The 13555-nt window shown below is 46.0% G+C and carries 9 protein-coding genes; 1 reads left to right on the forward strand and 8 read right to left on the reverse strand.

Annotation, left to right across the window (positions count from 1 at the left end):
- The 8 genes from modB to ssnA all read right to left on the reverse strand — a co-directional run bounded on the left by modB (position 1) and on the right by ssnA (position 12594).
- Positions 1-675 carry a molybdate ABC transporter permease subunit gene (modB, locus tag BN3282_RS14035; RefSeq protein WP_059070123.1) on the reverse strand — a complete coding sequence of 225 codons (675 nt, stop codon included), beginning with the start codon at positions 673-675 and terminating at the stop codon, positions 1-3.
- A gap of 32 nt (positions 676-707) precedes the next feature.
- Positions 708-1547 carry a molybdate ABC transporter substrate-binding protein gene (gene modA / locus BN3282_RS14040; RefSeq protein WP_059070125.1) on the reverse strand — a complete coding sequence of 280 codons (840 nt, stop codon included), beginning with the start codon at positions 1545-1547 and terminating at the stop codon, positions 708-710.
- 437 nt (positions 1548-1984) lie between these two features.
- Positions 1985-4546, reverse strand: a complete 2562-nt coding sequence (gene xdh, locus BN3282_RS14045; protein ID WP_059070127.1) for a selenium-dependent xanthine dehydrogenase — start codon at positions 4544-4546, stop codon at positions 1985-1987.
- Positions 4543-5922, reverse strand: a complete 1380-nt coding sequence (gene yqeB / locus BN3282_RS14050) for a selenium-dependent molybdenum cofactor biosynthesis protein YqeB (RefSeq protein WP_059070128.1) — start codon at positions 5920-5922, stop codon at positions 4543-4545. The genes xdh and yqeB overlap by 4 nt, the downstream gene beginning before the upstream one ends.
- Positions 5919-6677 carry a selenium cofactor biosynthesis protein YqeC gene (yqeC, locus tag BN3282_RS14055; protein WP_205408552.1) on the reverse strand — a complete coding sequence of 253 codons (759 nt, stop codon included), beginning with the start codon at positions 6675-6677 and terminating at the stop codon, positions 5919-5921. The genes yqeB and yqeC overlap by 4 nt, the downstream gene beginning before the upstream one ends.
- Positions 6678-6743: 66 nt before the next feature.
- A complete protein-coding gene (gene ygfK, locus BN3282_RS14060; RefSeq protein ID WP_059070130.1) occupies positions 6744-9737 on the reverse strand; it encodes a putative selenate reductase subunit YgfK in 2994 nt (997 codons plus the stop codon).
- Between the two features lie 36 nt (positions 9738-9773).
- Positions 9774-11210, reverse strand: a complete 1437-nt coding sequence (locus BN3282_RS14065) for a uracil-xanthine permease family protein (protein WP_059070132.1) — start codon at positions 11208-11210, stop codon at positions 9774-9776.
- Between the two features lie 49 nt (positions 11211-11259).
- A complete protein-coding gene (ssnA, locus tag BN3282_RS14070; RefSeq protein ID WP_059070134.1) occupies positions 11260-12594 on the reverse strand; it encodes a putative aminohydrolase SsnA in 1335 nt (444 codons plus the stop codon).
- A 252-nt stretch (positions 12595-12846) separates the two neighbouring features.
- Here ssnA and BN3282_RS14075 point away from each other — a divergent pair, with 252 nt between their 5' ends.
- Positions 12847-13497 (forward strand): helix-turn-helix transcriptional regulator, encoded by a 651-nt coding sequence (locus BN3282_RS14075; RefSeq protein WP_059070136.1) that lies wholly within the window; start codon positions 12847-12849, stop codon positions 13495-13497.
- Positions 13498-13555 lie beyond the last annotated feature (58 nt).

Consider the following 13555-nt stretch of genomic DNA (forward strand, 5'->3'; position numbering starts at 1 on the left):
TTACCTCCGGTCATGCTTCTGGAATATATACGTTACATAATTCATACCAGTTACCACAAAAAAGGAGATTAAAACAAGTATGAGCACATATTTGTATGCTCCTTGCATATCTCCCGCAGCAACATTGGAATAGACTGCCAACGGAAGAGTCCTCGTTTTCCCTGCAATATTCCCCGCTATCATCACTGTAGCGCCAAACTCTCCCAGACCTCTGGCAAATGCCAGAATACCGCCTGACAGGATTCCCGACATAGCATTGGGAAGCAGCACTTTCCAAAAGATCTTCCACTCAGACATTCCCAACGTCCGGCCTGCATAGAGCAGGTCGACATCCACCTGCTCAAATGCCCCTCTGGCAGACCTGTACATCAGCGGAAAAGAGAGCACAACTGCAGCAAGTACCGTAGCGCCCCAGGAAAAGGCAATCTTCACACCGAAAAACTCTAAAAAAAACTGTCCCAGCGGACGCTTTATGCCAAATATATACAGTAAGAAAAATCCGGCCACTGTCGGAGGCAGCACAAGGGGAAGGGTCAAAAGCCCATCACACAGCATTTTCCATTTTTCATGACGCATACGCACGACTCCGTAGGCAGCAGCCATCCCCAGAAAAAATGTAATAAAGATAGATACTGTTGCCGTTCTCAGCGAGATCAGAATTGGTGACAGTTCCATTGATCCTTCCCCTTTGTACTTCTTATTTTTCTCTATTTATTATATTCGATAAAACCGTATTCTTCAAATACTTTGACAGCCTCTTCACTCTGCAGAAATTCTACAAACTTCTGTGCCGCTTCTTTGTTTTTTGAGGCAGTGACTATGCCTACCGGATAAATGGCCGGTTCTGCCAGGCTGTCTGCCGGCGCCTCCGCCACTACTTTGACTCTGTCTGTCGTAGCTGCGTCTGTCGCATATACGATACCTGCATCTGCGCTTCCCTCTGCTACCCAGTTCAGCACTTCTGTCACATTTGTGCCGAGACTTGCCTTCTCAGATACTGCCTCCCATAATCCCAGATTTGTCAAAGATTCCTGGGCATACTGTCCCACCGGCACACTCGCGGGATCGCCAATGCCGATCGTCTCCGCTTTTGTAATATCGGTGAATTCCTTCAGTTCAAGTTCTGTATCTGCAGGAGTAATGAGTACAATCTTATTTTCCAGCAGATTTACAATCGAGTCTTTATCCACTAAGTTCTCCTCTGCTAGCGCATTCATCTGCTTTGCCGCGGCAGACATAAAAATATCAGCCTCGATTCCCTCTTCGATCTGTGTCTGTAATTTCCCCGAACTGTCATAGGTTCCTTTCACCGTGATATCCGGATTTGCCTTTTCAAACATCGGGATCAATTCATCCTCATAAGAATATTCCAGGCTTGCCGCAGCTGCGATCAAAAGTTCCGTTGGTTCTTCTTTACTTTTCTCCTGCGTCTTCTGTGTATCCGCAGAAACCTCTTTCTTTCCGTCCTGAGCAGAACCACAGCCTGCAGCCAACATCCCTGCCAGAACCACAGTCAATAAAATTGCCGTCATCTTTTTCTTTTTCATACGTTTCCTCCTGTATGTATATTCTCTGCCCATCCGGGCATCCCCTAACACATGCCTTACAGGCAGGCGGGCTTCGCCCGATAAGGTATACCCATCCGGGCATCCCGTAATACATGCCTTGCAGGCAGGCGGGCTTCGCCCGATAAGGTATATTTTAATTATACATCAAGTTGTTTTTAAAAACAACTTGAAATATTACCTACATCCTATTGTCTAGCAAAAGATTTAACTTTTGTCCCAATATAATACCACCGGCAGTTAAATAACATATGCATTATAAGAAATCACCCTTTTGCTGCCGGTGGCATTAGGTGTCTATAACACAAAAAACAGAAAGGAAGGCTGTCTTCTAGATGACAACCTCCGCTTCCTGTTCCTTGAAGATTCTCCTATTTCCTGTGAAATCGGATGAGTAAAATTAAAACGTTATCTGCTCCCTACTTTTTCTTCTTTTCATAAGGTGTCCCGGTCAGAGGCAGTTTTGTCTGGAAATCGTGATTCCATTTGTAGTATGCTCCTGCAACAGCCGGCGCTGTCGGGATGGATGTGATCTCTCCGATACCGATAGCACCGTATCCGACCTCCACTCCTGGTTTTTCTACAATGATCGGCTCCACTTCCGGCACCTTATCTGCCTTAAAAAGTCCTAGAGTTCCGTATCTGGATACCGGATACCCGTCTTTCAGTTCGTATTTTTCTGTCAGCGCGTACCCCAGGCTCATAACTACTCCGCCCTCGATCTGCCCTTCTACACTGACAGGATTTACTGCTTTCCCCACATCATGAGCGGCAACAATCTTTTTCACCGTTCCGTCTTCATTCAATACGCACACTTGTGTGGCATAGCCATAAGCCACATGGGAAACCGGATTCGGCACATCACTGCCCATTTTATCCGTCTTGGCAAGATATTCTCCGTAATATTCTTTCCCCTCCAACTCTGAAAGTGCGTATTTCTCTAAATCTTGCTTCAATTCCTGACAGGCACGTTTTGCCGCTTCTCCGGTGATCAGCGTCTGCCGGGAACCTGAAGTTGTTCCTGAATCCGGTGAATTTGCCGTATTTGGTCTGCAGTATTCTATTTCTTCCAATGTCAGACCTGCTGTCTCGGAAATGACCTGTGTCAATACGGTCCCCAGTCCCTGACCAATACAAGAAGCACCTGCATGGATCTGCACCTTACCTCCTTTTACAAGCAGCCGGCAGCGTCCCCAGTCGGGAAGCCCTACTCCGACCCCTGCGTTTTTCATAGCGCATGCGATACCTGCATAAGGCTCACTTTCATAGACTTCCTTAACTGCCTCCAGTGTTTCTGCCACACCGGTAGACGCATCTGCGATCTGTCCGTTTGGCAGAACCTGCCCTGGACGTATCGCATTCCGGTACCGTATCTCCCACGGTGATATCCCCACCAGTTCCGCCAAAAGATCTAAATTCCTTTCAGAAGCAAAGCAAGTCTGCGTCACGCCAAATCCTCTGAATGCTCCTGCAGGTGGATTGTTCGTGTAGATTGCTTTCCCATCAATATCGATCACCTGGAAATTATACGGCCCTGCCGCATGTGTACAGGCACGCTGTAAAACTGGTCCTCCAAGAGAAGCATATGCGCCTGTATCAGAGACAACGACTGCCTTCATGGCCGTCAGATATCCATTTTCATCACAAGCTGTCGTAACATCCATCCACATAGGATGACGCTTAGGATGTACTACGATACTTTCTTGTCTGGAAAGTTTTACCTTCACGATCCGCTTCGTTAAGTAGGCAACCAAAGCCGCATGATGCTGCACACTGACGTCCTCTTTACCTCCAAAACCACCGCCTACCAGCTTATTTTCCACGATCACTTTTTCCGGTGGAAGCCCCAGCATGATAGAACATTCATGTTGTGTATCATAGGTTCCCTGATCACTAGAATAAATGAATACACCGTCATCATCAAAAGGCATTGCCACCGCACATTCCGGTTCCAAAAATGCATGCTCTGTCCAAGGCGTCTCATAATGTCTTGTAACCTTATATTTCGACGCTGCGATCACCTCATCCGCATTTCCTCTCACCAGATGTTCATGTGCCAGCACATTTCCCGTACTGTGCACAAGAGGAGCGTCTTCCTGCATTGCCTCAAAAGGATCCAAAACCGGCGTAAGCACCTCGTAATCAATCTTGATCTTCGTTTTAGCATTTTCCAGTATTTCCTGATTTTCCGCCGCCACAAGGCATATCGCATCGCCCAGATAATGCGTGATACCACCCACAGGAATCATCGTATCCCAGTCCTGTTTTAAGTGTCCTACCTTGACATTTCCCGGCACATCCTGCGCCGTATAGACCCCGATCACTCCGTCCATGGCAAGTGCTTCCTCTGCATGGATCGCAAGCACTTTCGCCCGCGGATATTCGGAGCGTACTGCGCTTGCGTAGATCATCCCTTCTAGATAAATATCATCCGGATATTCTCCGGTACCTGTCACTTTTTCTTTGGCATCAATCCGCTGCATTGCCTGTCCTACCGTCACTTTTCCACTTTCTTCGTGAACATCCAAGTTTTCTCTGAAAATCTTTGCGCTTAAAAGGATTCCTTCGATAATCTTTTTATACCCAGTGCAGCGGCAGATATTATTTCGTATCGCCGCGATCACCTCTAACCGGGAAGGATCAGACGTCTTATCAAGCAGACCCTTGGCACACATCACCATCCCTGGAATACAGAAACCGCACTGTACTGCCCCCGCAGTGGCAAAGGCATACGTATACACCTCTTTTTCCCTGTCACTTAGCCCTTCCACCGTCAGGATCTCTTTTCCTTCTACTTTAGAAAGCATTGGTATACAAGCTCTTGTGGTTTTTCCGTCTACAAGAACTGTACATGTCCCGCATGCGCCCTGGCTGCATCCGTCTTTTACAGACGTAAGATGCAGATCATCCCGCAGAAATCGCATCAATTTTTTGTCCTTCTCTACTTCATATTTCTTCCCATTTACAAGAACTGTGATCATACACCCACTTCCTTTCTTAAACATTCCAGGTCTTTTGGACGATCAATATCCAAAAGTTCTCCCTTTTCTGTTTCTATGATCCGCACTCTATCCAAGTGGTGTTTTAATATTTGCCTTCCCCCGCTATCTCCAGTCAGAGTTAAAAGTGCAGGAAAATCTCTTTTATCCCACAAAACCGGATTCCTCGTTTCTCCATCCTCTCCGGCACAGATGATCTGTCCGGGATGGCAGAACGCCTCATTGAAGATCCGCTGTATCGTCGAAATCTTCAAATTGGGTTGATCGCATACTGTAAAAAGAACTCCCTGTATCGTACTGTCTATCTCCAACACCTTTTCCAGACCTAACTTTACAGAACGGGAAATCCCTTGTTCCGGCTCTTGATTTCTTGCCACTGCAAAACCGTTTTTCTCTGCTGCTTTTTCTATCTCCTCATATCCCGTCACCACAATAACAGGATACCCGGAAAAAGCAGCCGCTTTTTGAAACATGATCTCATAAAGTGCACTGTCAAAAAATGGAATTTTAAGCTTATTGCTGCCGAATCGCTCTCCTTTTCCTGCCGCTAAAACAACGATCGCAAAACTCCCTTTCATATGTTCAAACCTGCTGACTGCCTCCAAGACACCGCCTCCTATCGCGCGTGCCTTATCAGAAACAGACATGCAATGAGATACGTCGCTTCGCGCATCGATATCTCCAATCTTTAATCCTCGTTTTACTCGAACGCCGCTTTGCAGCATGCCCCTTACGATCCCAGACATCTGCGCGCAGACCGGGTGCTCGCCTGTCACCGCCACGATCTGTCCCTTTTCTACCTTTTGCCCGATCTGCACCTTTGGTTCCATGAGCCCGTCCGCTGCTGCGCGTATCAGTCTTTCCGTCGTATAGCCTCCCACCTCTCCGGGTACTCCTGTATTCGCAATAGCGCTTCCCTGCCAGATCAGGCTTCCCAACGTATGCCCCCGTTTTGTCTCCACCACGCAGTGACAGTCCTCTCCTGCCGTAAAGCCCGGTCCTACTCCGATGACGAGGGGCGCATCCGTAATGGAAGTTCCTAAATTTCTTTTTGCCAAGATTGCATCTATCACTACATCTGGGCGAAACCAAAAGCGTGTCTCTGCTTTCTCGTCTACAACGACTGGGATGTCTCCTTTTTCCAAAATATCTTCTATCTCTTTGCGTGAACCTGCGCAGATCCCCGTCATATTTTCTACCTGTGCACATTTTTCATAGACTGCTCTGGACAACGCCACGCTTCTTCTCACTGTCAGGGGAACTTCCAATTCTGTCATCACGATCTGATGTCCGCATCCATACAGCCTGGATGCGATCCCCGTTGCCAGATCTCCCGCACCCTTTATCAATATTTTCATGTTCTGCTTTGCACTCCTTCACCCGTCACAAGTACATTTTTTATTCCTTCTCTTTGCAGTATCCAACAGATTTCTTCTGCTGCCGCAAGGCGGGATGCGCCTTCCGCTTTATTCAAAATGACCCAGTATCCTGTGTCCGGCGGACAATTTTTTCTGCCTCCATATTCTGATGAAGCCAACATCGCAATATCCTGTGCAGTAATCTTTTCTTTGCCGGATTTCCGCAAAAGTATTTCTGCCCTTTTCCTGCGAAAGCATGCCTCTTCTATCGTACTTCCCACTGCGTCCATTCCATAAACAGCAAATACATGCGTACTCTGCGGCAAGATCACAGGCTCATGCTCCGCCGGGACTTTTACAGGCATATGCTTTGCTCCGTCTGCTTCGATCAAAACCGGGCGTCCCAGCTTCAAGATTTCTCCCAGGAACTCCTTAGGTACACTTTGTATTTTCCCATTTTCGGCCGGAACACCTACGCACACTTTTTTATACGCTTCCAAAATTCTTTCCATTTTACATATAGAAGGCTCCCATAAAAACCATGGAAATGTTTCTTTTTTCATATGCGTCGTCGTCGTGACGATCACCGGTTTGTTCCGCATCACAAATTCTTCTGCCATACGCCAGATCGTTGTCGTCTTTCCGCCTGCTCCGACTACAGAGATGACCGGGGCGTCCATATATGCCGCCCCCGTAATCTCAAGCAGTGACCCTGCTCTGTGCCACTCTTTTCCCTTTTTATATCGTATATCCATTCGCTTCATCCCGCTTCTTTCCCTTGCAAAATCGCAGCCGGGTCATACTGTTTTATAAAATACTTCTTATCTGAGAAGATAGGCGTAATCTGTGCAGACTGCTTCCATCAGCTTTAATAATGCCTCTGGAATATGCGTCTTTTCTCCCTTTGTCCAGATGAGAGTCTCTCCCATAAATCTGACCGCACATTTGATCTTTTCTCTGTCCAATACGGCAAATCCCTGGTTCTTGCTGTCCGCCATATCTTTCTCATCTGCAAAAAGTGTAAACTTATCCAGATAAGGCGCACTGTCATAGGGACAGAAACTTCTGCAGTTTCCACATTCGTTGCACATATAGTCTACATGGATGATCTGATGTTTTTCCATTCCAGGAACACGGATGGACAGATTTGCCCTATTCGGACAGACTTCCACACAGTTCTCACATATAGTAGAACAACTTAGGCACCTGCCGCTTTCTTCTTTGTCGGAATGCAGATCGGACAGATTTCCTTTTCTCTCATAAACGACCGTCTCCGCTATCTTTATGTCTGTTTCTTTGCACAATGCTGCGCCGATGATCGCTTCTGCCGCTTTTCGCCCGTCACGGATCCCCTCTACTACTGTTGCCGGTCCGTAAAGCCCATCGCCTATCACATAGACGCCAGAAATACTTGTCTCCAATGTTTCTTCATTGACAAATGCTCTGCCCCGTTCATTGACACGGATACCATTCGCCTCATAAAAAGCAGACGGAACCTTTTCTCCTACCGCCGCGATCACCGTATCTGCAGGGATTACTTTCTGCTCCCCTGTCGGAATAACGCTTCTTCGTCCGGAACTGTCAAAATCTCCTAATTTCATTATATCACAGAACAGCCTTTTATCCTCCAGTTTTACAGGAGAAAGAAGTTCCATAAATTCCACTCCATCTTCTACTGCCAGGAGCAGTTCTTCTTCATCTGCCGGCATATACCGTTTTGTCCTTCTGTATACAAGATATGCGTGTTCCACGCCCTTTGCTCGTTTCGCTGCTCTTGCGGTATCCATCGCCGTGTTGCCGCCGCCGATAACAACAACATTTTTCCCGATATCTATATTCCCTTCTGTTTCTTTAAATCTGGCCAGAAATTCCAACGCATTTACCGTCTCGCCTGCTTCCAGTTTTAACACACCGGGTTCATATGCGCCTACTGCCAGGAGCACCGATGTATAGCCTTGTTTTTTCAGTGTTTCCACACTGTCTATTTCCGTATGCAGGCAGATATCTACACCCATTTTTTCAAGCAGGGCATGATCTTTGTCGATCGCCTCTGCAGGAATACGAAATTCCGGAATTACATGGCGTACTACACCGCCAAGGGAGCCTGTCTTTTCAAATAAAGTAACGGACATGCCCGCTCTTCTTAAGAAGTACGCTGCCGCCATACCAGCCGGACCGCCTCCGACGACCGCTGCTTTGCCTTCCTTTGTAATAGCCGGTGTCTGTATTTTTTCAAACAACGCATCGTATCCGTTCTTAGCTGCTGCCAATTTCATAGTACGGATATGTACTGGATCCTCGTAGAAGTTACGGGTACATTTCCCCATACAAGGATGCGCACAGATCGTGCCTGTGATAAATGGAAGTGGATTTTTTTCTGTGATCACCTCCATGGCCTCTTCATATTTTTCCTCTTTTACAAGCTGAAGATATGCCGGAATATCCTGATGTATCGGACAGCCTTCCTTACATGGCGCGACGAAACAATCTAACAACGGCACCTGCTTTTTCATCTTTCTGGAAGGAAGCGGTTTAACCGCTTTTACATGATAGGGACTTGTCTTAGCTTCTTCTGCAAGTCTGCTTGTGGCTTCTGCATTGACTTTTTCAAATATGTCCCCTTCTTTTTGCAGCAGTGACGCGATCTGCGTCATTCTATCATATCCACCTGGTTTTAGCAGCGTCGTTGCCACTGTTACCGGCCAGATACCTGCCTCTACGATTCCTTTGATATTGTGATAGTCTGCTCCGCCGGAATAAGAGATACGAAGCTTTCCGTCAAATTCTTCTGCCAATTTTGCTGCCAGGGAGATAGACAACGGATACAACGATTTCCCTGACATGTACATTTCCTCACTGGGCAGTTCCTTCTGTTTTACATCTACCGGAAATGTATTTGTGATCTTTACGCCAAATTCCAGATTTCGTTCCTCGCACACTTTCATAAGCCTTGTAAGCATCGGGACTGCGTCTTCATACTGCAGATCATCCAGAAAATGAAAATCACCGAAGGCAACGTAATCATATCCCATTTCATCCATTGTCTTTCTGGCATACTCATATCCCAGAAGAGTCGGATTGCACTTGATAAACGTGTGAAAGCCCTTTTCCGTGATCAGATACATTGCGATCTTCTCAATCTCCTGCGGAGGACATCCGTGCAGTGTGGAGATCGTAACAGAATTACATATATCACCAGAAATCCCTTCAATATCTTCTTTTGTCACATGAGCAAACAGATCCACATGCTCTAACAGGTAAGACTTGCACTCTTTAAAAATCGCGGATCCCTGTGCATGCTGCATAGTGTTCAAAAAGCGGTCGATCTTCTCTGACTTAATCCCTTCCAAGTCATATCCTACACTGATATTGAACTGGAAGCCATCCATACTGCCCAAGGCAAATTCTTTAGACAGCACTTTCAGAAGAAACCATGCCTTGATATATTCTTCCATTGCCTCAGACACATAAAGTTCTGTTGACCACTCACAGTTATAACATTCGTCATCTGCCTTGATACACGGTTTATTGACACAAGCAGATAATTCTGCTCCATCCATCACTTGTACGGTCTTCAGTTCAAAGAAACGGCTTCCCGTATAGTATGCAGCCACAATATTCTGGGTCAGCTGTGTATGCGGACCTGCTGCCGGTCCGACAGGCGTCTCAAGAGGACGCCCAAAAAGTGTCCTGTTATATTTTGCATCCGCATGATAGGGATGGTGTTCTCCAAATACTGTGCCTGACTGTTTCTTTTCCGTCAGGATCCAGTTTAATAACTGGTCAAAAGCCATCGGTCTCATTATATCACTCATATTCTTTCCTCCAATATACTTTTTTATCCAATTTATCTACTCCGTCTCGGGTTTATCCTTTGGCAGCAATAAATTCAAAAGCACTGCGAAAATCGTTGCCAGTACGACCGGGGAAGAGGCAAAAGTATTATTGATGATAGACTGGAAGTTCTCCAGACTCATTCCCATATTCAGCGCGCTGTGGATACTCTGCGTCATCTGATCTAAACATCCTTTACTTAATGATACGCCCATTCCGATCGCAATAGATAAACCTGCTACGGTCGTGTTACGGAACGTCAATTTTTCTGTAACAAGCAGTTTGATCCCTGTCATCGCGATAGAAGCAAATACAGAAGCTACGGCTCCGCCCAGCACACACTGCGGGATCGTACGGAGCAATGCGGAAAATTTCGGGATCAAACCTGCTATAAGTAAAATAGCCGCCGACATCGAAAATACCTTTCTCGCCACTACTTTTGTAGAACCAACGATCCCTACATTCTGACTGAACGTCGCAGTCGGAGGACAGCCAAAACAAGCACTTACAATATTACTGATTCCATATCCGATGATCCCGCCGTTTAATTCCTTATCCGTAGGCAGCCTGTCCATGCCGCCGCTGGTCGTCGCAGAAAAGTCTCCCATTGCTTGGATAGAATTGACGAGGAAAAGGATCGCCAATGGAAGGATCGCCGAAATTTCAAAACTCATGCCAAACTCCAACGGCTTCGGAAGCTGAAACCATCCTGCGCTTGACAACGCGGAAAAATCTACCATTCCAAAACAAAGTGCTACGATATAACCACAGACAAGACCGATCAAGATAGAGGCGAGTTTAAACAGACCTTTTCCGTAATGGTTCAAGGCTACTACGATCCCCAGTGTGATAAACGCCACCAGCCAGTTCTGCCAGGAACCAAATACCAGCGCCGCCGTCTTCCCCTGTTCTTCTACGATCACTTCATATGTATTAGATGGATTTCCAGCCATGTAATTGACAGCCGTCGTATAGAGCGACAGACCGATCGCAAAGATGACGGTTCCGATCACAAGCGGAGGAAACACCTTTCGTATCTGCTTGATAAACAGACCCACAAGAATGGCCACTATACCTCCGACCACCATCGCTCCCAGTATCGTATCCACACTTTTTGCCTGTGCCGCGATCGCCGTCATCGTAGGCACATAGGCAAAGCTGACGCCAATGATGACCGGAAGGCCGGAACCTAAATGTATCCTGTTCCCATATAACTGTAAGAAAGTTGACAACGCAGCAAAAACAAGAGACATTTGTATCAAAAGTCCCATATTTACATTCCCGCCGGCATTATTTGCTGCGTTTGCCACCAAAATCGCCGGCGTCACACAGCCAACTACAGCAGCCAGCACATGCTGTGCCGCAAGAGGCAGTATCTGCCCTAAGGTAGGATTCCCATCCCATTTAAATAATTCTGTATTATCTTTTCTATCTATTGTTTTTTCTGTATTCACCTGTTGCTTCCTTTTATGCTTTGTGCACCCTTTCTATAATTTTTACCTTTTACTTACTGTTGATCCTGCTTGCCAGTTTCGCTGCTGCCTGCCGGCAGTCTGCCATCACTTTTGCCTCATCGATCTCCGTCAGTCTTCGGTCTTTCATAAGGACTTTTCCATTTGCTACCGTCGTCACCACATCATGTCCGGTTACACCAAACACAAGATGTCCGTTAACATTTCCAGCATGCATAGGTGTAAGAGGATCATAGTTGACAATGATCACATCCGCTGCCGCCCCTTCTTTTAAGACGCCTAACTCCTGCTTGAAATACCGCCCCGCGATTTTTGCGTTATTTTCAAACAACATCTGCGGAACTTCTGCCCAGGCAGTATTCGGATCACACAGATGGTGTTTATGCAGTACGTTTGCCACTTTGAAAGATTCCATCATATCATGTGTATATCCATCTGTCCCCAAGCCGGTCAGTATCCCTCTGTGAACGAGTTCCATGGTAGGCGGACACCCACAGGCATTTCCCATATTCGACTCCGGATTATGTACAACCATTGTATCTGTCTCCTTGATCAGTTCCATCTCGTGCGGATTGATATAAATACAATGTCCCAACAGTGTTTTCTCACCGAGGATCCCATGATCCATCAAACGATCTACGATCCGCTTTCCATATGTCTTCAGACAGTGATGCAGGTCTTCGATCCCTTCCGCCACATGGATATGATATCCGACTCCATCCGGCTTATGTTCAGCCGCAAGCGCCATTGTCTCATCGGAGATTGTAAACTGCGCATGCATTCCCATCATACCGGCGATCATTCCCGTATCGTCCTGTAAAGCATGGCGGATAAACTCTGCATTTTCCAGTACGCCTTCTTTTGCCTTGTCCTTCCCATCTCTGTCGGAGATCTCATAACACAAGCAAGAACGCACGCCTGTTTCTTTTGCAGCTCTTTCTATCTCAAATAAAGACCCTCTTATAGAACCAAAGCTGGCATGATGGTCGAAAATCGTCGTCACCCCGTTTTTAATACACTCAATATACGTGGCCATAGCACTTAAATAGGTGTCCTGAAGCGTCAGATTCCGGTCTATCGTCCACCACATACCGTCTAAAATATCCAAAAACCCTTTCGGATCATATCCATTGATAGCCAAACCTCTTGCAAATGAACTGTAAATATGTTCATGGGCATTGATGAATGCCGGCATGATCAATCCACCTTTTGCATCAATGAACTCTGCGTCCGGATACATACCTTTTATCTCTTCCAGACTGCCCACTTTTTGAATCGAATTTCCCTCAAGAGCTACTGCGCCATTTTCTATAAAGGGGCTGCTTTTGTCTCTTGTGATCACCCTTCCGTTTCCTAAAATCAACATATTTTCCGTCTCCTTTTTCATACAAATTTTTTCAGACAGCTTTTGTTGTATATAGAATAACATCAATTTTTTACAATTGCAATACAAATTCTAAATTATTTTTAGTTACCTAAATTTTTTTTAGAAAAAGTATTGATTTTCGTTTTTTTTATGATATGATGAGTTTAAAGGCGCAGCTCCTGTTTGCTGCAAAAGCGGTGAGCTGCATATATCGCGGTCACTTAAATTTCCCCTGAAGAAAGGAGGATCGACATGGCAAATAGACTCACTTTGCTAAAGCAGCTTGCCCATGGTCTCGCTGTACAATTTGGCACTTCCTGCGAAATTGTCATCCACGATTTAAATCAGGAAGATCTAAGCCGTTCTATCGTCTATATTGAAAACGGCCATGTATCCAACCGCCAAGAAGGTGACGGACCTTCCGGCATCGTACTGGAGGCACTGAAAGCTGATCCTGATAAAATACAAGATAAGTTGTCTTATCTTACGAAAACAGAGGACGGAAGAATCTTGAAATCCAGTACGATGTATATCCGCGGAGAGGACAATACAATTTCTTATATCTTCTCTCTAAATTACGATATAACGCCTTTGATTGCGGCACAGGCGGCTGTTCAGCCGCTTATACAGACAGAAGCAGAAAAACGCGCAGACGGTAAAGATGAGGATACACCTGCCACCATCACACATAATGTTACAGAGTTGTTAGATCAGCTCATTGAACAGGCAACTGCTTTGGTCGGAAAGCCTGTGGCTCTGATGAATAAAGACGACAAGATCAAGGTTGTGCAATATTTAAATGATGCCGGTGCTTTTCTGATCACAAAGTCCGGCGATAAGGTATCTTCTTTTCTTGGCATTTCCAAATTCACGCTCTACAGCTATATGGATGCCGGGAAATAACTTCTGCACTTAAAGATCACAGAAAGAATACTACACTTTCAAATCATAATAAGGAGGT

This window comes from Mediterraneibacter massiliensis, assembly GCF_001487105.1.
Taxonomy (GTDB): Bacteria; Bacillota; Clostridia; order Lachnospirales; family Lachnospiraceae; genus Mediterraneibacter; species Mediterraneibacter massiliensis.